20 protein-coding genes and 1 tRNA gene are annotated in these 18,570 nt (G+C 71.1%); 12 read left to right on the top strand and 9 right to left on the bottom strand.

Annotated elements, in window-relative coordinates:
• A partial coding sequence (locus AOK03_RS05125) for an MFS transporter (protein WP_157868865.1) occupies positions 1-939 on the top strand: 939 nt, incomplete at its 5' end.
• An 82-nt stretch (positions 940-1,021) separates the two neighbouring features.
• Here the strand turns inward: AOK03_RS05125 and AOK03_RS05120 are convergent.
• Together AOK03_RS05120 and AOK03_RS05115 are read right to left on the bottom strand one after the other, a co-directional pair.
• A complete protein-coding gene (locus AOK03_RS05120) occupies positions 1,022-2,482 on the bottom strand; it encodes an aminopeptidase P family protein (RefSeq protein ID WP_055563951.1) in 1,461 nt (486 codons plus the stop codon).
• 168 nt (positions 2,483-2,650) lie between these two features.
• On the bottom strand, positions 2,651-4,123 hold the full coding sequence (locus AOK03_RS05115) for a PP2C family protein-serine/threonine phosphatase (RefSeq protein ID WP_079074492.1): 1,473 nt from the start codon (positions 4,121-4,123) through the stop codon (positions 2,651-2,653).
• Between the two features lie 516 nt (positions 4,124-4,639).
• Between AOK03_RS05115 and AOK03_RS05110 the strand changes: the two genes are divergently transcribed.
• Together AOK03_RS05110 and AOK03_RS05105 are read left to right on the top strand one after the other, a co-directional pair.
• Complete coding sequence (locus AOK03_RS05110; protein WP_055563950.1) at positions 4,640-5,317, top strand: bifunctional DNA primase/polymerase; 678 nt, start codon at positions 4,640-4,642, stop codon at positions 5,315-5,317.
• A gap of 55 nt (positions 5,318-5,372) precedes the next feature.
• The gene (locus AOK03_RS05105; RefSeq protein WP_055563949.1) at positions 5,373-5,924 is read left to right on the top strand and encodes a hypothetical protein; all 552 of its coding nucleotides are present in this window, start codon (positions 5,373-5,375) and stop codon (positions 5,922-5,924) included.
• Positions 5,925-6,200: 276 nt separating this feature from the next.
• On the opposite strand, the gene AOK03_RS05100 is transcribed toward AOK03_RS05105, so the two are convergent.
• From AOK03_RS05100 to AOK03_RS05090, 3 genes are all read right to left on the bottom strand, one after another.
• Positions 6,201-7,193, bottom strand: coding sequence for a DUF5926 family protein (locus AOK03_RS05100; protein ID WP_055563948.1), 993 nt, complete (start codon positions 7,191-7,193; stop codon positions 6,201-6,203).
• Between the two features lie 69 nt (positions 7,194-7,262).
• On the bottom strand, positions 7,263-7,880 hold the full coding sequence (locus AOK03_RS05095; protein WP_079074491.1) for an ATP-binding protein: 618 nt from the start codon (positions 7,878-7,880) through the stop codon (positions 7,263-7,265).
• Between the two features lie 53 nt (positions 7,881-7,933).
• A complete protein-coding gene (locus tag AOK03_RS05090; RefSeq protein WP_055563946.1) occupies positions 7,934-8,770 on the bottom strand; it encodes a glycerophosphodiester phosphodiesterase in 837 nt (278 codons plus the stop codon).
• A gap of 255 nt (positions 8,771-9,025) precedes the next feature.
• Here AOK03_RS05090 and AOK03_RS05085 point away from each other — a divergent pair, with 255 nt between their 5' ends.
• The 3 genes from AOK03_RS05085 (at position 9,026) to AOK03_RS05075 (ending at position 11,559) form a co-directional block, all read left to right on the top strand.
• Positions 9,026-10,600, top strand: coding sequence for a S1C family serine protease (locus AOK03_RS05085; RefSeq protein ID WP_055563945.1), 1,575 nt, complete (start codon positions 9,026-9,028; stop codon positions 10,598-10,600).
• Between the two features lie 53 nt (positions 10,601-10,653).
• Positions 10,654-10,738: transfer RNA gene (locus tag AOK03_RS05080), tRNA-Ser, on the top strand.
• A 149-nt stretch (positions 10,739-10,887) separates the two neighbouring features.
• Positions 10,888-11,559 carry a hypothetical protein gene (locus AOK03_RS05075; protein WP_055563944.1) on the top strand — a complete coding sequence of 224 codons (672 nt, stop codon included), beginning with the start codon at positions 10,888-10,890 and terminating at the stop codon, positions 11,557-11,559.
• A gap of 62 nt (positions 11,560-11,621) precedes the next feature.
• Here the strand turns inward: AOK03_RS05075 and AOK03_RS05070 are convergent, their stop codons facing one another.
• On the bottom strand, positions 11,622-12,071 hold the full coding sequence (locus AOK03_RS05070) for a hypothetical protein (protein ID WP_055563943.1): 450 nt from the start codon (positions 12,069-12,071) through the stop codon (positions 11,622-11,624).
• A 198-nt stretch (positions 12,072-12,269) separates the two neighbouring features.
• Positions 12,270-12,707, bottom strand: coding sequence for a hypothetical protein (locus tag AOK03_RS05065; protein ID WP_055563942.1), 438 nt, complete (start codon positions 12,705-12,707; stop codon positions 12,270-12,272).
• A gap of 287 nt (positions 12,708-12,994) precedes the next feature.
• Here AOK03_RS05065 and AOK03_RS05060 point away from each other — a divergent pair, with 287 nt between their 5' ends.
• Both AOK03_RS05060 and AOK03_RS05055 read left to right on the top strand, forming a co-directional pair.
• Positions 12,995-13,750 carry an ANTAR domain-containing protein gene (locus AOK03_RS05060; RefSeq protein WP_055563941.1) on the top strand — a complete coding sequence of 252 codons (756 nt, stop codon included), beginning with the start codon at positions 12,995-12,997 and terminating at the stop codon, positions 13,748-13,750.
• Between the two features lie 70 nt (positions 13,751-13,820).
• Positions 13,821-14,537, top strand: a complete 717-nt coding sequence (locus AOK03_RS05055; protein ID WP_055563940.1) for an ANTAR domain-containing protein — start codon at positions 13,821-13,823, stop codon at positions 14,535-14,537.
• Between the two features lie 21 nt (positions 14,538-14,558).
• On the opposite strand, the gene AOK03_RS05050 is transcribed toward AOK03_RS05055, so the two are convergent.
• Entirely contained in the window at positions 14,559-15,422 is an 864-nt protein-coding gene (locus tag AOK03_RS05050; protein WP_055563939.1) for a helix-turn-helix domain-containing protein, read from the bottom strand.
• A 220-nt stretch (positions 15,423-15,642) separates the two neighbouring features.
• On the opposite strand from AOK03_RS05050, the gene AOK03_RS05045 reads away from it, so the two are divergent.
• From AOK03_RS05045 to AOK03_RS42425, 4 genes are all read left to right on the top strand, one after another.
• The gene (locus tag AOK03_RS05045) at positions 15,643-16,494 is read left to right on the top strand and encodes an oxidoreductase (RefSeq protein WP_055563938.1); all 852 of its coding nucleotides are present in this window, start codon (positions 15,643-15,645) and stop codon (positions 16,492-16,494) included.
• Positions 16,495-16,797: 303 nt separating this feature from the next.
• Positions 16,798-17,133 carry a hypothetical protein gene (locus AOK03_RS05040; protein WP_157868864.1) on the top strand — a complete coding sequence of 112 codons (336 nt, stop codon included), beginning with the start codon at positions 16,798-16,800 and terminating at the stop codon, positions 17,131-17,133.
• Positions 17,134-17,229: 96 nt separating this feature from the next.
• On the top strand, positions 17,230-17,736 hold the full coding sequence (locus tag AOK03_RS05035; protein WP_055563936.1) for an RICIN domain-containing protein: 507 nt from the start codon (positions 17,230-17,232) through the stop codon (positions 17,734-17,736).
• A gap of 339 nt (positions 17,737-18,075) precedes the next feature.
• Positions 18,076-18,225 carry a hypothetical protein gene (locus AOK03_RS42425; RefSeq protein WP_157868863.1) on the top strand — a complete coding sequence of 50 codons (150 nt, stop codon included), beginning with the start codon at positions 18,076-18,078 and terminating at the stop codon, positions 18,223-18,225.
• 22 nt (positions 18,226-18,247) lie between these two features.
• On the opposite strand, the gene AOK03_RS05030 is transcribed toward AOK03_RS42425, so the two are convergent.
• Positions 18,248-18,570, bottom strand: a 323-nt coding sequence (locus AOK03_RS05030) for a primase alpha helix C-terminal domain-containing protein (RefSeq protein ID WP_208609502.1), incomplete at its 5' end; no start/stop codon positions are given.

The following is an 18,570-nucleotide window of genomic DNA, read 5'->3' as shown; positions in this document are numbered from 1 at the left end:
CTCATCGTGGGCGCCCTGCTCGGCGGCGTCCTCACCGAGCTCCTCGGCTGGCGCTCGGTCCTGTACGTCAATGTGCCGCCGGCCCTGATCGCGATGGCCGCCGCCGTCCGCCTCATCGCCCCGGACACCGCGGTCCGCGCGGGCCGCCGCATCGACCTGCCGGGCGCGCTGACCTCGACGCTCGGCGTCACCGGACTGGTCTTCGCCCTCGTCCAGGGACCCGATTCGGGCTGGCTGTCGGCGACCGTCGTCCTCCCGGCGGCGGCGGGCGCGACCCTGCTCGCCGCGTTCCTCCTCACCGAGGCGCGCACCCGCGACCCGCTCATGCCGCTGCGGCTGCTGCGCGGCCGCGCTCTGCGCACCGGCATGGCAGTGACGTTCCTCTTCATGGCGACGATCGGCAGCCTCGCCTATTTCCTCACCCTCTACTTCCAGAACGTGCTCGGCTACAGCGCCCTGCGCACCGGTCTCGCCTACCTCGTCCCGATGGCGGCGATCACCGCGGGCTCGCTCCTCGCGGGCCGGATCACCACGCGTCTCGGCACCCGCACCGCCATGACGGGCGCCCTGGCCCTCGGCGCGGCGGGCACCGCCCTGGTGGCCTCGACGATGTCCGCCGAAGGCTCGTACGCCGTACTGGTCCCCGGCTTCCTGATCCTCGGCCTCGGCCAGGGGGCGGGCTACACCCTGATGTTCGGCGCCGCCTCCGCGGGCATCGCGGGCCACGAGCAGGGCATCGCCTCGGGCATGGCGTCCACGGCCCAGCAGGTCGGCGGCGCGGTGGGGCTCGCGGTCCTGGTCGGCATCGCGGGGCTCGGCGAGGACGCCTCGGCGGCGGCCACGGCCGACGGCACGCGCGCCGCCCTCTTCGTCGCCACGGCGGGCATCGCGCTGACGGCTCTGGTGGCGCTGGGCTTCCCCCGCCGGGCGGAGCGGTGAGGCGACCGAACGGCGAAGGGCCGGTTCCCCCTCCAGGGAGAACCGGCCCTTCGCCGTACTACGAGGCAGACCTGGCTCGGATTCAGCCCTTGAGCCGCGCCATCCACGCCTCGACGTCGTCCGACGTACGCGGCAGCGCGGCGGACAGGTTCTTGTTGCCGTCGGCGGTCACGAGGATGTCGTCCTCGATCCGGACGCCGATGCCGCGGTACTCCTCGGGCACGGTCAGGTCGTCCGCCTGGAAGTACAGACCGGGCTCGACCGTCAGGCACATGCCGGGCTCCAGTGTGCCGTCCACGTACGACTCGGTGCGCGCGACGGCGCAGTCGTGGACGTCCATGCCGAGCATGTGACCGGTGCCGTGCAGCGTCCAGCGGCGCTGCAGGCCCAGCTCCAGGACGCGCTCGACGGGGCCCTCGACGAGGCCCCACTCGACCAGCTTCTCGGCGAGCACGCGCTGCGAGGCGTCGTGGAAGTCGCGGAACTTGCCGCCCGGCTTCACCGCCGCGATACCGGCCTCCTGGGCCTCGTACACGGCGTCGTAGATCTTCTTCTGGAGCTCGTTGAAGCGGCCGTTGATCGGCAGCGTCCGCGTGATGTCCGCGGTGTAGTACGAGTGCGTCTCCACACCGGCGTCGAGCAGGAGCAGCTCGCCGGAGCGGACGGCGCCGTCGTTGCGCACCCAGTGCAGGGTGGTGGCGTGCGGGCCCGCGGCGCAGATCGAGCCGTAGCCGATGTCGTTGCCCTCGACGCGGGCGCGCAGGAAGAACGTGCCTTCGATGTAGCGCTCGCTGGTGGCCTCGGCCTTGTCGAGGACCTTCACGACGTCCTCGAAGCCGCGAGCGGTGGAGTCACAGGCCTTCTGCAGCTCGCCGATCTCGAACTCGTCCTTGACCAGACGGGCCTCGGAGAGGAAGACGCGCAGCTCCTCGTCGCGCTCGGCGGTGACCTTGTCGGTCAGGGCCGCCTCGACGCCGGCGTCGTAGCCGCGCACGACGCGGACCGGGCCGGTGGCCTCGCGCAGCTTGTCGGTCAGCTCGCGCACGTCGGACGCGGGGATGCCGTAGAGCTTCCCGGCCTCGGTGAGGGAGTGGCGGCGGCCGACCCAGAGCTCGCCCTGGCCGTCCAGCCAGAACTCGCCGTTCTCCCGGTTGGAGCGGGGCAGCAGGTAGATCGTCGCGTCGTGGCCCGTGGCGGTCGGCTCCAGGACCAGGACGCCGTCCTCGGTCTGGTTGCCGGTCAGGTAGGCGTACTCGACGGACGCGCGGAAGGCGTACTCGGTGTCGTTCGAGCGGGTCTTCAGGTTTCCGGCGGGGATCACCAGACGCTCGCCCGGGAAACGCGCGGAGAGCGCGGCGCGGCGGGCGGCGGTGTTCTCGGCCTGCGCGATCGGCTGCAGGTCGTGCAGCTCGGTGTCGGCCCAGCCGGACTTCATGCTCTCGGCAAGCTCGTCGGAAACGCCCGGGTACAGGCCGTTCTTGCGCTGCTTGATCGGCTCTTCTTCGGTCTCTTCCGGGGTCGCCGGGTTGAGCGCCTCCGACACGATCTGCCTCCTATGTACGACACTGGGCCGTCCTCCATCGTACGGGCGTACGGAAGGGGTCCCAGGGCCGGAAGGCCACTTACCCAGCGTGCCCGGCGCCTCACACGGACGCGGCCCGGCGCCTCACCGGGATGCGGGCCCGGCGCCCCGCACGCGCGCGCCCCGCGCTCACGCGAAGCGCGCCGCCAGCAGCACCACGTCCTCGTCGCTGTCCACGGCGTCCAGTCCGTCCGGCAGGACGGTGTGCAGCACGTGGTCGGCGATCGCCCCGGGGTCGTCCCTGATGGCCTTGGGGACGCTCGCCGCCGCCGCGTGCAGCCGCGCGAAGGCCCGGTCCATCGGGTCGCCGGTGCGGTGCAGAAGCCCGTCGGTGTAGAGAAGCACCGTTTCTCCGGGCTCCGGGCTGATCTCCACGCTCGGCGCCTCCCAGCAGGCGAGCATGCCGAGCGGCGCGGACAGGGAGGTCTCCACGAACTCCGTGCGCCGCTCCCCGACGATCAGCGGCGGGCTGTGCCCGGCACCGGCCAGGACGATCTTGCGCAGGGCGGGCTCGCAGTACGCGAAGAGTGCCGTCGCCGACCGCGCGGGCTCGGTCAGCCGCAGCAGCAGCTCCAGGTCGGACAGGACGGCGACGGGGTCCTCGCCCTCCATCACCGCGTACGCCCGCAGGGAGGCGCGCAGGCGTCCCATGGCGGCCACGGCGCTGGGGCCCGACCCGGTGACGGAGCCGACCGCGAGGCCGAGCGCCGCGTCCGGCAGCGGCAGCGCGTCGTGCCAGTCGCCGCCGCCGCGCGGTCCCGTGCGGTGCCGGGCGGCGAGCTGCACTCCGGCGACCCGGGGCAGCCGGGAGGGCATGAGCTCCTCGCGGAGGGTGGCCTCGGTCGCGCGGGCGCGGTCCAGCACGAGCAGCTGCGCCACGTGCTCGGTGGCCTGGCGCGCGTAGAGCCCGACGACGTGGCGTCGGCGCTCGTCCGGTTCGGCGGGCTCGTCGTACAGCCAGACCGCGGCGCCGATCCGGCCCGCCGCCTCGGTGGCCAGGGGCAGGGCGTAACTCGCGGCGTACCCGAGGATGGCGGCTACTTCGCGGTGGCGGGGGTCGAGGCCCTCGTCGGCGAGCAGATCGGGCTGCGCGATCCCGCCCGGCACGGCGCCCGCCTTGCCCTCGGCGGCGTCCAGGATCCTGCCGTACGAGGTGGCGCCGCGCGGCACCGTCTCGATGTGCCCGAGCTCGGCGCGGCCGAGGCCCAGGCCGAAGGTGGTCTCGGGGCCGAGGCCGTCGGAGGGCTCGATGACGGCGAGCCCGCGCCGGGCGCCCACGAGGGACGCGCCGGCGCGCAGGAGTTCGCGCACGGCTTCGTCCAGGGTGGCCGTGCGGGCGAGCCGCTCGGTCAGTTCGTGCAGCGTGGTGAGGTCGGAGACCCAGCCGGCGAGCCGGTCCTGGATCACGGCGCCGGGCGCGCTCGGGACGGAGGTGCCCGGCGCGTGTGCCGCGGAGGGCGTGGTCTGCGCGGCGGGCGCGACAGTGTGTGCCGGTGGCGGAACAGTGGAATCGATTCCGGCCACTTTCGGAAGGTGCGGGGCGTTCATTGCTGACGGCTTTCCGGCCGGTGCGTAATGCTCAAAAGCATCGCAAACCCCCATGTCATCATGCGCCGCTAGCTATGTCTCCAGATGTACACGCACTGGTAAGGGGATGTCCAGCATTGTCCTGCCGGGATTCATGGTGTTCGGGGGAATTCCGGGAACCGCGAAAGATCTTGGAAAGATGGCTGAAAACAGCGCCGGGTTAGGGCATATTAGGATCGACTGACGTTGTTCGGTAGAGCGTTGCAGTGGTCGCGCTGGGTACGTACTCAGTGATGGCCAGGGGCAGTTGGGACAGATCCGGAACCTGCCGAAGGACCCGGGCGTCCTAACTCACGACGACCGTGCCCCATCCTCCCGTGGCGGAGGCGGCAAGCAATATCGCGGGACGGCAAACGCCAGGCGCCGCCACCCCACGCCACGTCAACGCTCGGTTCAGAGTGGTTCCCCATGCCGCAGGCTGGGTGCAGATGTGCCAGCTCGTACGTACAGCGAAGTGATCCACACATGGTGTGATGTGGCCCGCAGTCTCCCCGGCTAACGCCGGCGTGCAACGGAAAGGAACGAGCGCTCATGCGCGAGATCCTCGGAAGGCGACGCAGGCTCCTGTCCTGGCGAATCGGAAGGAAGCCCGGCCGGAGCGCCGGACAGCTCGGCGCGGCTCTGACCTTCGCGACCGCATGGCGGTGGCCCGTCCTGCCGGGAGTCGGTCTCGACCGGCGTGACGGCAGCCGGTGCGCCTGCCCCGACCCCGACTGCGCGGTACCGGGCGCGCATCCCCTCGACCCCGGTCTCCTCGCCGCCACCACCGACGAGCGGATGGTCCGCTGGTGGTGGACCAACCGACCCGGCGCACCCATCGTGCTCGCCACCGGAGACCGTGCCCCGTGCGCCGTCAGCCTCCCCGCGCAAGCGGGCGTGCGCGCCCTCGCCGCGCTCGACGAGGCGGGCATCAGGCTCGGTCCGGTGGTCGCCACCGAAGCCAGACTGCACATCCTCGTCGCGCCTTACTCGATGGCCCAGTTGGGCGAGCTCCTCTACGCCAAGGACTACGTCCCCGGCTCCCTGCGCTTCCACGGAGAGGGCGGATATCTCGCACTGCCGCCCTCCGGGACGGGGCAGGGACAGGTCCGCTGGGAGCGTGCGCCGCTGCCCGGCTCGGCCGCGCCCTGGGTGCCGGACGTCGAGGCCGTCGTGGACGCCGTCGTCGACGCCCTCACTCGTACGGGTGTGAGCGCGCCCGAGATGTAGGGGAATTGGGCGCGCGGCGAGCAGGCTGCGCGCCCACTGTCGTTATCTTCGGCTCATGCAACCCCGCCTGATCATGCTTCTGGGCGTCGCGGCCGTCACGGTTCTCCTGCCGCTCGCCGGGGCGTCCGCGGGGCCGGTGGGCGACGGTGACGCGAAGTCGCCCCTCCCCTCCCCCTCAGCCGCCCTTTCGAACGCTCCTTCGGAGCCGCGCGCCGGGGCGGAGCCCGGCCTCGCGTCGTCGTCGGTCACGGATTCCGGCGCGACCACCACCGCGCGGTGCGGCCCCGAACTCTCCTCGCCCGACGGCATCGAGGCCCAGACCTGTGTGCTCGGACTGGGCCCCGACACCTGGGCGCGTACCTATTACCGCAATGCCACCGGCGAGGAGCTGACCGCCGTCCTGACCCTGATGGGCCCCGGTGGGCGCACCGTGCAGATGCACTGCGAGGTGGCGGCGGAGGACGAACCCGCAGCGTGCGAGACCCCGCGCGAGCGGTCGGCGGGGGATGCGGCGGCGTACTCGGCGGTGGCGGAGTACGCGGCGGGCGAGGCGGACGGGCTGCTGCTGCGCTCGGGGAGCAACTCGGCGCCCCCGCGGGACAGTTGAGCCCTGGACCGGTCCCCGGACATGAAAGGGCCCGGTTGCTGGCGACGGGGGATGCACCAGCAACCGGGCTACCTGAACGGTAACAAGAGATCGGCTCTTGGCAAATTCGATCCCAGTTATCCGGACAGGGATTTACGTACAGCTACGGGGAGTTGTGATTGGAGTCACGCATTCCGTTAGCTGCCGTACCGACTGACTGGTGCGTCAGTCGGTACGGCACGGCACTCGGGTGGCGGTGAGGTGCCGCCGGACGGAGCGTGCCGTGCCGTCACGCGGTCAGCTGAGCGTGACCTGGCGGTTGGTGAGGCCACCGCGCGCCCGGCGCTCGTCCGCGGTCAGCGGGGTCTCCGAGGCGAGCGCCGCCGCGAGCCGCTCGGCGAACTCCGCCGCGGGCTTCTCGACGTCCGAGGCCGTGACACCGCTCGGCAGGTCCCACACCGGCACGGTCAGACCGTGCGCACGGAAGGAGCCGACCAGCCGGGTGCCCTCGCCGAGGCTCGACGTACCGGCCGCGTGCAGCCGGGCCAGCGCGTCCAGGAGCTGCTCCTCGGGGTGCGGCATGACCCAGCGCAGGTGGTTCTTCTCCGGCGTCTCGCACCAGTACGCGGCGTCCACACCGGTCAGCTTCACGGTCGGGATGGCGGCGTCGTTCGCCCGCTCCAGGGAGGCGGACACCTCCGGCGTGGCGTTCTCCGCGTCCGGCACCCAGAACTCGAAGCCGGGGTGCACGACCGGCTCGAAACGGCCCTCGGGGTCGAGCAGATCCTGGAGCCGCGGCCCGTCGGCCGGGGCGCGGCGGCCCTTGACCGGCGTGCCCGGCTCGGCCTCCAGGGCGCGCTGCAGGGTGTCGGCCAGGTCGCGGCTGATGTCGCCGGACGAGGTGTCGTTCTGCAGGCCGAGCAGGACCGAGCCGTCGTCGCGGCGCAGCGCGGGCCAGGCCATCGGCAGCACGGTGGCGAGGGAGACCGACGGGATGCCGTCGGGCAGGCCGCCCTTGAGGGGCAGCTCGACCGTGGCGGCGGGCACCAGCTCGCGCAGCGCGATCCAGTCGCACTCGCCGGGCAGGCCCTCGAAGGGGCGCTGCACCAGCTCGGTCACCGCGTGCGCGGCCGCCCGGCCGTGACACGCCTTGTAGCGGCGGCCCGAACCGCAGGGGCAGGGTTCGCGGGCGCCGACGACCGGATAGTTCTCATCAGCGCCGCCGGTGCGGGCTCCGACCTTGACCTGCGACTGCTGCTTGCCCTTGGACTGGGGGCGCTTCTTGGCCATCTTGGGTGTCTCCCGGCTGCGGCTCTGTTGCACTCTTCCGTACGGGCGCGAGCCTAGCCGTTCGTGGATTCAGTCCAGGTCGTCGAAGGGGTCCACGAGGGCGAGCTCGGATATCGCGGCCGCCGACGGCGCGGCGACGCGCGTAGCGAAATCCTCGTGGTGGTGCCCCGCTTGTACGACGGCCCACACGGTGACCTCGCCGTGCACGTCGTCGCGGACGCCCCAGGCGTCCGAGAGCGCCGTGATGATGTTCAGTCCGCGGCCGCCGTGCGCCGTCACCGACGGAGTCGCCGGCACCGGGCGGGTCGGCCCGCCGCCGTCCGTCACTTCGACCGTCAGCCGGCCCGACTTGTCGACGTGCCACGCCACGCGCACGTCGCCGTCCCCGACCATTCCCCGGCCCAGTGGCCTGCCGTGCCGGCAGGCGTTGCTGAGCAGTTCCGACAGGATCAGTACGGCATCGTCGACGACCGACTCGGACACCCCGCTCATGCGCAGTTGATTGCGCATGTGGTGCCTTGCTTCCCCCACGCCCGCAGGGCCATGGGGTACGGCCATGCTCGACGACGTGGGCACCTCCCGTGCCACCACCAACGCCACCCCCGAGACCTCCTTCGCCCCACGCCACGGTGTGGATGCCCCAATGGACTGGACCGGAAACCGGCCAATCCCCGTCCGGTGACGCACTCGTAACGATCGAATACGGAGCGAACGCGCCGGGGCACACCCTGTGACCGGAGTTAACGGAGTCCCAGTTGGTCCAGCTGGGACAGAACTTGCTTCGGGCGGTTGGTGATGATCGCGTCGACACCCAGTTCGGCGCAGAGTTCGACGTCCTCGGGCTCGTTCACCGTCCAGACGTGCACCTGGTGTCCCGCGCGCTTCAGCTTCGCCACGTACGAGGGGTGGTTGCGCACGATCCGCATGGCCGGACCAGCGATGCGTACGCCCTCCGGGAGGCGGCCGTCACGGTGGCGAGGCGAGACGAACTGCATCAGGTAAACGGTCGGCAGCGTCGGCGAGGCGGCCCGGACGCGGTGCAGTGAACGTGCCGAGAAGCTCATGACGCGCACCGGCGAGGGGCCCTCGGCGGGCGGCGCGTCCAGCCCGAAGCGCTTGAGCAGCAGGAGCAGCCGCTCCTCCACCTGGCCCGCCCAGCGCGTGGGGTGTTTGGTCTCGATGGCGAGCCGCACACGGCGGCCCGATGCATTACTTTCGGCCACGAGCTCGAGAAGACGCTCCAGGGTGAGGACCGAGGTGTCCTCACCCGTGGCGGACTCCCAGTCCGGTCCTTCCTCGGCCTCGCCGTGGTGCTTCTTCCAGGAACCGAAGTCCAGGGCGGCGAGGTCGGCCAGTTCGAGGGCGGATACGGCTCCGCGGCCGTTCGACGTACGGTTGACGCGCCGGTCGTGGACGCAGACGAGGTGGCCGTCGGAGGTGAGCCGTACATCGCATTCGAGGGCATCGGCACCGTCCTCGACCGCCTTCTTGTACGCGGCCAGCGTGTGCTCGGGAGCATCTTCGGAGGCTCCGCGGTGGGCGACGACCTGGATCTGGTGCTGTCGTGCGAGGGTCACCGCGTCATGGTGCCATCACGGGGTACCCGGAGGCTCGCCGGGAGACGCCCTCCCGGGGCGCCGGACACACAGGATCGGCTTATGGTGCCCTGACAGCCCATGGGAAAAGCTGACTGCAGACACAGATGACGGAAGCGCTGACGGGCCACCGACAGAAGCGCCGACGGACGACAGAAGACGACAGAAGCACAGTTTGCACAGCCAGGCCGTGACCGAGAACGAACGCAACGACAGCATGGACCGAGGAGAAGAGCTGTGAGCACCGAGAACGAGGGCAACGAGGTACCCCAGGCCCCGTCCGCGCCCCCTGCGCCGGTGGACGCTCCCGCTGTTCCCGCCGACTCCGCCGCGCCTGCCGGGCCCGCCGCGCCCGCCGGGCAGCAGAGGCCTGAGGAGGCGCCTTCCGCTCCCGCGCACGCCCCCTCCCCGGCGCCCGAGCAGGCACCGGGTCATGCTGCTCCGGCGGCCCATGCCCCGGAGGGCGCGCCCTACGGCGCCCCCCAGGGTGCGCCGCAGGGCACTCCGTACGGCGCGCCGCAGGACACTGCTCCGCACGGTGCCCCGCAGGCCGCCCCACAGGGCGGTTCCGGCGCCGGGAACTGGCCGCCCCCGCAGCCGCCCGCCGTGCCGTCGTACGCCACGGGCGGCGGTTCCGGTTCGGGCTGGGGCGCCTCGTACCACCCGCAGGAGCCGAAGCCCGGCGGCCGGCGCGGCGGCCTGGTCGCCGCGGTGCTCGCGGCCGCGCTGCTCGCGGGCGGCATCGGCGGCGGCGTGGGCTACTGGGCCGCCGAGCGCAACGACAGCGACACCAGCTCGACCACGGTCTCCGCGCCCGACACGCCCGCCGACCTCAAGCGCGAGCCCGGCTCGGTCGCCGACATCGCGAACAAGGCACTGCCCAGCGTCGTGACGATCGAGGCGCAGAGCGGTGGCGGCGAGGGCGGCACGGGCACCGGCTTCGTCTACGACACGCAGGGCCACATCCTCACCAACAACCACGTCGTGGCGTCGGCCGCCGAGGGCGGCAAGCTCCAGGTGACGTTCTCGAACGGCAAGAAGTACGCCGCCGAGGTCGTCGGCCGCGCCGAGGGTTACGACGTGGCGGTCATCAAGCTCAAGAACGCCCCGGACGGCCTGCAGCCGCTCAAGCTCGGCAACTCCGACCGGGTGGCCGTCGGCGACTCGACCATCGCGATCGGCGCCCCCTTCGGCCTTTCGAACACTGTCACCACCGGCATCGTCAGCGCCAAGAACCGCCCGGTGACCTCCAGCGACGGCGGGCAGAGCGGCAAGAGCTCGTACATGAGCGCGCTGCAGACCGACGCGTCGATCAACCCCGGCAACTCCGGCGGCCCGCTCCTCGACTCCCGTGGCGCGGTCATCGGCATCAACTCCGCGATCAAGCCCGCCGAGAGCGGTGGCGGCCTCGGCGGCGGTGGCCAGTCCGGCTCCATCGGCCTCGGCTTCGCGATCCCGGTCAACCAGGCCAAGCAGGTCGCCCAGCAGCTGATCAAGACCGGCCAGCCCGTCTATCCGGTCATCGGCGCCTCGGTCTCCCTCCAGCAGGAGGGCACGAACGGCGCGACGATCTCCAAGGACGGCGTGGGCGGCACGCAGCCGGTCACGCCGAACGGCCCGGCGGACAAGGCCGGCCTCAAGCCCGGTGACGTCATCACGAAGCTGGACGACATGGTGGTCGACAGCGGCCCGACCCTGATCGGCCAGATCTGGACCCACAAGCCGGGCGACAAGGTCAAGATCACGTTCGAGCGTGACGGCAAGGAGCGCACGGTCGACGTGACGCTGGGCCAGCGCAAGGGCGACAGCTGACCCGCTAGTCTTGTCCCCGCGCCGTCCGGTTCCGTTTCCGGTGGACGGCGCGGGGTGGGTTGCCCGAGCGGCCTAAGGGAACGGTCTTGAAAACCGTCGTGGTGCGAGCCACCGTGGGTTCAAATCCCACACCCACCGCAGCGGGTCAGCGTGTGTGCTGGTCAGAAGGGTGTCTCTCGTTGAGAGGCACCCTTTCGCATGAGCGGTCGTCTCGCCGTGGCCCGGGCGTGGACCACATCTGTGCTCGAACGAGTGATGCCACGTGCTCAACCGCGCATACTGGCCGTATGGGGAATGAGCGCTCGGATGAAGAGCACCACTCCATCGACGGTGTGCGCCGGGACGGACGGCGGATACGAGAGGATGCCGCTGCCGCCGACCGGCGGGATGTCGCGGCTGATGATCGCGAGCGTGTCGCCGACGAGCGGGAGCTGACCGCGGACGAGCGGGAACGGGCCGCGGAGGAGCGGGAACAGGCCGCTGACGAGCGGGAAGCGCAGCTTTCGAAGCGAGAGGCTTCCCTCGAGAGTCCGACGTCCGGGACGGTGCGGCACGCCCCGACGCATCGGCAACGCGCGTACGAGAAGCTGGCCCGGGCCCGCGCTCTGGTCGAGGTCAGCGAGGAGCAGTTGACCCGCAGCGAGGCGGCATTGCGTCGGGCGGATGCGCGCGGCGAACGCGAGCAGCGCGCCATCGGGCGGGAGATGGACGCATCCGAGGCACGGCGGGTGGCGGAGGGGCCCGAACAGCAGGAGCAGGCGATCCTGGAGAACAGGGCACACCGATTGCGGGAGCACTTCACTCAGACAGGGCGCGCGCTGGCCAGGACCCACGATGCGCTGGCCCATGAGTACGAGCGGCTTGCCCTGGAGCGCCCGCAGGAGGCGGCGGAGTACCGGCGCCGAGCCGAACAGAGCCGCGAGACGGCGGCTGGGCTCCGCGGCGGGGAGTTGGCATAGGGCCACTTCGGCAGCCTCGACGCGAAGCGGTCCGGAGCGAGGCGGTCCCGAGCCGGACGAAGTCAGCGCGCGCTGTGGTTCCACTGGGCGTATTGGCCGGTCAGGCGGGCGACTTGGAGGCAGGCGGAAGCCAGGCCGGGGGAGAAGGTCTGCCAGTTCTGTGCGGTCACGCCCTCGGTGACGCCGGTGCCCCAGATGCCGGCGAGGAGCCGGGCCGAGCTGTCCCGGTCGTGCTCGCTGAGCGTGATGTTCTCGGCGGTGGCGGCGGCCTCGATCTCGCGCCGGGCCTTCTCGTCGAGTTCTGGGGTGAGGATGGACTGCAGGTCGTGGGTGAGGCCGCCCAGGACGGCGGTGAAGACGAGCAGCATGCGCCGGGACTGCGCGGGATGGCGGTGGAAGTCGGTACACGCCTGGTCGACGAAGTCGGATATCAGGTTCAGGCGCTGGGCGAGAAGGTCGCTGGGGTAGTGACCGCTGTCCTCGTGAGTGCCGGTGTCCGGTTGGTCAGGCATGGGGTGCTCCGCCCGTGTGGCGTACTGGAGCGCTGTCCCGGTGTGGCGGACGGCGGATGACGGTGGGGGATGCGGTGCTTGCCCCACCCGTGGTGGTAGGCCCTCCGGGGTGCGGAGGAGGCCATGGGCCGACAAGACGAGGGGCGTCGATGCCGGGAAGGTGGCGGCCGTCCGTTGTACGTCCCTTCACGGCTCAGCCTAGAACTCGGGGCCGGGCCAGGGCTGCCCCTGGAACAGGGGAATCTGGAAACGGAGCAGGACTGCGTCGTGCGCGTTGTGCCGGACCTCGACCCGGTCGGCCCGGACCGACAGCTGACGGCTGATCAGCTGACGTAGTGCGGCGTGCTCGTCCCGATCGTCGGGCGGGCCTTCGGACTTGCGGGACGCGGCCAGCACGAAGTCCTTGTCGGTGATGTCGACCTGACACAACGTGCCGCGGACACCCAGCCGTACCCGGAAGAAGGGGGCGTTGCTGTGGGCGACCAGATAACCGCCACCCACCTGAACGTTCTCCCGCATGGTCGCCGCCGCCGACGGGCTGACGCTCAGGGCGATGACTGCGGCACCGGCCAGCCGTCCGGCCAGCAGCACGCTGCTCTGCTCACGCGGCAGCGTGAGCGCCCAGGAGAATTCCACGGCCTATCACCGGGCCTCCCTCCGCACCGCTCAGGATGCGTACCTTCAGCATGCCTCACCGTGAACCGACTCGGCACCCATCTCGACGTGGCTCCTTCAGGTCGACGCGGCTCCTTCAGGAACGGGTGCCGGCCGGAACGGGCCCGGCTCGGCCGGAACCTGGCGACGGACTCGCTCCGGTGCCAGGCTGAAGGAGGAGCAAACGAGAACCGGTCAGGCCCGCTGCCGGGCCTCCGCCATGTGGCGACAGCCCTGCCAACCCGACGAATGGATCACCGGGAGTCGTCATGCCCGCTGAACATGAACGGGTCTCCCGTGAGGAGGAGATCACTTCCACGTTCGTCGAACTCGCCGACCCCCTGGTCGCGGAGTGCGATGTCATGGACTTCCCGCACACGCTCACCGAACGCGCCACGAGTCCCCTGCCGGTGAACGCGGGCGGGGTGATCCCGCAGGACACCCGGGGCCGCCCGGTCGATGCGACCGCATCCGACGAACGCACCCGGCTCCTGGAACTGGCGCAGATCGAGTGGCAGGAGGGCCCCCGCCGGGACTGCATCCGTACCGGCACCCCCAACCCCGACACCGCGCTGGACACCGGTGAGGCGGAGCAGCTGTGGCCGCGCTTCACCGAGTGGGCCGTCGACAGGGGTTTCACCGCGGTGGCCGCGATGCCGTTACGGCTGCGGGAGACCGTCATCGGTGCGCTGAACGTCTTCCGCGTCCAGCCCCTGCCGCTGGATGCGCGGGAACTGCGGCTGGGCCAGGCCCTGGCCGATGCCGCCACGATCGGCATCCTGCAGTACCGCACCATCCGCGACCAGACCGTCATCAACGAACAGCTGGAAGGCGCGCTGGGCACCCGGATCGTGATCGAGCAGGCCAAGGGAATGCTCGCCGAACGCCTCTCCCTCACCCCCGACGAAGCCTTCGCCCGGCTGCGGGACGGCGCCCGCGGCCGGCACCTGTTGCTGACCGACCTGTGCCTCGAGGTGATCAGCGGTCGCGATCACCCGGCCCAGTTCGGCCCGTCTGCCCCGTGAACCAGGGACCGCAGTTGGCCCGGCCAGTGGGGCCCTGACCCCGCCCCACCCTCACCAAGACGGTGATTGCATGTCCAGCTCCCCACCGTTCGCCGTCGGCCCGCGCATGACCGCACTGCTGGACATCCTCGGCAGCCCGCCCGGCCTGGGCCTGCTGCCCGCCGACGGGTGCGCGCAGGTGCTCGGCCTGTCCTGCGTCACCGTCTCCGCCGGCGCCGGGCGCCACGCCCCGGAACTGATCTGGCACGCGCCCGACGACCACCTCGGCACCCTGCTGGAAGACCTGCAGTACACCCTCGGTGAGGGCCCCACCCTGGACTGCATCCAGCACGGCCGGGCCCTGAGCATCCCCGACCTGGCCGCACTGGACGACGCCCGCTGGCCGCTGTTCCTGCCCGAGGCCCTGCAGGGCCCCGCCCGGGCCGCCTTCGCCTTCCCGCTCGGCATCGGCGCCGTCCAGCTCGGCGCCTTCACCGGCTACCGCACCGCACCCGGCCCGCTCACCCTCCAACAACAGCTCGACGCCCAGGCCTTCACCAACACCGTCACCTTCCTGCTGCTGGCCATGCTCCCCGGCGCCGACCCCCAGCACGATCCCCCCACCGACCTCGCCACCCTCCACCGCGCCGAGATCCACCAGGCCACCGGCATGCTCTCCATCCGCGAGGACATCCCCCTGGACCAGGCCCTGCTCCGGCTGCGCTCACGCGCCTACACGCTCGGGCGGCCCATCATCGACGTCGCCCGCGACATCATCGACCGTCGCGATTCCGCCACCTCCGACTGATCCCCGCCGCCGAACACGCGCCTACGCGGACGTGTTCACGGTCTCGGGCCGTCGTATCCACGCGGCCAGCAGCCGAAGCGCCTCCTCGGATCCGGAGCCTTCCGCGGCGGTGTAGACGCTCAGCCGCTGGTCCGGGTCGGCGGGCAGGGTGAGGGACTCGTAGTTGAGGGTGAGCGGGCCGACGACCGGGTGGTGGAAGTGCTTGCTGCCGTGCGTGTGCCGATGCACGTCCTGGTCGGCCCACCACCGGCGGAAGTCCTCATCCGCGATGGAGAGTTCGCCGACCAGCTCGGCAAGAAGCGGATCGTCGGGATGGCGCCCGGCATCGCGCCGGAGCGAGGCGACGATGTCCCGGGCGTGGGTGTTCCAGTGGGTGTACAGCGAGCGGGCGGTCTCGTCGCGGAACATGAACCGCACCAGGTTCCGCTCGCGGTGCGGCAGCGCGTCGAAGTCGGTGAGCAGCGCGCGTGCCATCTGGTTGGACGCGAGTACGTCGAGGCGCCGCCCCAGCACCAGGGCGGGGGTGTGTTCGAGGATCCGGAGCAGGTCGCGCAGGCCGGGGCGGACCGGCTGCGGACGCGTCGCGGTGCGGCGGGGCCTGCCCGCGGCGGGCTCGGCGAGCTGGAACAGATGGGTGCGTTCGACGGGATCGAGGCGCAGCGCGCGGGAGATGGCGTCCAGCACGGTCTCGGAGACGTTCAGCCGGCGTCCGCGTTCCAGGCGTACGTAGTAGTCGACGCTCACGCCCGCCAGTTGCGCGATCTCCTCGCGGCGCAGTCCTGGCACTCGCCGGGGGCCGCCGTCGTCGGACAGGCCCGCCTGGCGCGGGGTGATCCGTGCCCGCCGGGAGCGGAGGAACTCACCGAGAGCTGTGTTGCGGTCCATGCCGTTCACGATAGGGCCCGAGATCGCCCCGACGGCCCGCGAAAGGGGGACTGGCAGTCCCCCGGTCGGGCAGTCCCCCGGTCCGGCTGTCCCCGGGGTGAAGCGGACCTCCCGGAAGCGGATCAGCGGCCGATTCCGGTGCTGAAGTGGAACGTGTCGGGACCGGTCGGGCCCGAGCGCCCCGGTCGGCCTCTGTTCGCATCGTACGAAGGGAACTCCTGTGTCGGACACCAAGACATTCCTGATCACCGGCGTCAGCACCGGCCTGGGCCGCGCACTCGCTCGCGCGGCGCTGGCCGCGGGTCACCGGGTGGTGGGCACGGTGCGTACGCCCGCCGACGCACGGTCCTTCGAGGCGCTCGCCGGTGACGCGCACGCCCGCATCCTGGACGTGACCGACCACGACGCGGTGGACGCGGTCGTGGACGAGACCGAGCGCGACCTGGGCCCGGTCGACGTGCTCGTCGCCAACGCCGGGTACGGCCATGAGGGCCTCTTCGAGGAGTCGTCGATGGACGACCTCCGCCGTCAGTTCGAGGTGAACGTCTACGGAACCGTGGCGGTGATCAAGGCCGTGCTGCCGCACATGCGGGGGCGCCGTTCGGGCCACGTCATCGCCGTCACCTCGATGGGCGGCCTCGTCACCATGCCGGGCCTCAGCCTCTACCACGGCAGCAAGTTCGCGGTGGAGGGCATCCTCGAGACGCTCGGCAAGGAGGTCGCCGATTTCGGCCTCCATGTCACCGCCGTCGAGCCGGGCAGCTTCCGGACGGACTGGTCGGGCCGCTCGATGATCCGCGCACCGCGTTCGATCGCCGACTACGACGAACTGTTCGAGCCGATGCGCGCCCGGCGCATCCGCGGTGGCGGGCACCAGCCGGGCGACCCGGACAAGGCCGCGGCCGCGGTGCTGCGCATGGTGGCGGCCGACCGGCCGCCGAGGCGCCTGCTGCTCGGCAATGACGCGCTTCGGCTCGTCAAGGCCGGACGCGACGCCTTCGAGCGCGACATGCTGGCATGGGCCGAGCTGTCGGCCTCCACCGACTTCGACGACGTGAGCCGGTCCGCCTGACGTCGCTCGCCGTCGGGCTCCCGGGGCGGGGCTCGACGGCACTGTGTGGGACCGGCCGGGCACATGCCTACCGGCGGGGAGCGGGCAGCAGTACGCTGGTGACGGTCCGTGGTCGGTCGGCTGCCGTTGGCGCGACGGTCGACATCCGGCGCTCGCTCGGGCCGGGTTGGGGGTCCTTACGCCAGAAACTGCTTCCCGCAGGAGCCCGGCCCGCCGCACAGCACCGGATCCCGGCGCGTCACAGCCCGCCCGACTCCCGCCACCGCGCCCCTTGTCCGGTGCATCCCCCAGCCCCTGGGATGAATGATGCGCGGCTATTTCGCCGATGAACTCCTGCTCATGATGCCCCTGTTCGACGCTTCTGGCGTGCGGTTGTGGGGTGAGGTCACGGGCGCCCACTGCGGGCCCCTGGCTCTGGCGCTGACCGACGTGGCTGCCCGCACGGACGAGATCGTCCTGGATCTCACCGACGTCCAGTTCGTGTCGAACAGCATCCTGGAGATCCTGACGCTCCTGGCCCGCCGCTTCACCCCGCCCCGGAGCCTCGTCGTCAAGGCAGGGGCCGACCTCCGGCTCCGCGAGAGGACCATCGCGTACGGCTGGGAACAGCTGGCGACGGTACGCCTGGAAGAGACCTGACCCGACCCCCCTCGATCCGGGGATGGTGCCCGTGCTCCGGGCGGCCTCATCATCGGAATCGCCACCGCCGCACACGGCTGCGAGAGAGGGATTCCCATGGAGCGCACACGTCGGCTCACCGTCCTGGTCACGGCCCTGGCCGGGGCTCTGCTCGCGGGCGCGGCGCCCGCGGGAGCCGCTGGGGCCGACCCCGGGAGCCTGTTCCGCAACTCGGGCAACGGACTGTGCATGTCCACCGCCGACGACCCTGCCAACGCCATCCAGGGCACCGCCACCTTCGCGCCCTGTGACACGGGTGATCCGCGGCAGCGGTGGCGCCTGAAGCTGACGAACACTCCGGCGTGGCAGATCGTCTCCGTCGGCACCGGAAAGTGCCTGGCGGACATCGCGGGATGGGGGCTCGCCTGGCTGGGCGCGTGCGATGCGAACGACATCAATCAGCAATGGCACTTCAACGGCAACGACGCCGGTGACGTGTTCTGGGTGTCGCACGACGACGGCAAGCTCCTGAGTACTCCCTATCGAGCGGGCACGTCCTATGTGACGGTGCGCGACGACCTCGACCCGAAGGACCCGCACTACAAGTGGCGGCTCCTCCAGTGAAGGTTGCCCGCATGCCGATGGGCAACAATTCAACCGCCTTTCCTTTTAGCTTGGTTGAGAGATGTTGATCATTAGGTGCGGTCGAATCATGCACGTGACGTGCGACGTTCACGACTGGGCGGGTGAAGGTGAATATCCTCCGTCTACTCTCGGAGGCCTTTTAAGTCTTCTTGACATGCCGGTGCGGAAAACGCATGATCTCCCGGCGTCGGAAATCCGGCGCTCGTATGGTGAAACGGGAGAATGAAAATGCGTAAGGCTTGTGTGGCCGTCCTGACGGCGCTGTTCAGTGCCACCCTCTTTGTTGCCCTTCCGGGTAATCACAGCGAGGCACAGGCCATGACGTTCGACCCCAATGCGTGCCTCGACCTCTCCCAGGTCCAGGTGTGCAAGAACCACCGCATCTACAAGCACGTCCCGATGCAGGGCCCCGTGGCCAAGGGCAAGTGCCGTCCGTGGGTGCAGGTCAAGACCGCGAAGAAGTGCTGAGGCCGCGCAGGCCCGGACCGGATCACGCGTGACCCGTGAGGCGTGCCGCTGAGGCGATCGTCGAGCGGGCCTCGCGTTCCGTGAGGCCGACGCGGATCGCGGCGTCCGTGAGCCGGGGGGACAGGGCATCGCCCATGCCGTTCTCGTAGGCGCGGCAAGCGGCCCAGAAGAGCCGGGTGTTGCGCTGGCCCTCGTGCGCCGCGAGCACGAACTGCACCAGTCCCTGGCCCCGTTGGTGCGAGGGCTCGGGGCCGGGATGGTCCGCGGCCGATTGGTCGGCGGGGTGAAGTGCGAGCTGGTGGGCGCGCCGCGGGGGCGTGAGCAGGCGCAGCAGTGCGGGTGGGC

Origin of the sequence: Streptomyces atriruber, from assembly GCF_001418325.1 — a bacterium.
GTDB classification, from domain to species: Bacteria; Actinomycetota; Actinomycetes; order Streptomycetales; family Streptomycetaceae; genus Streptomyces; species Streptomyces atriruber.
The sequence above is the reverse complement of the archived record's forward strand: the minus strand, read 5'-3'. Positions and strand labels throughout refer to the sequence as shown.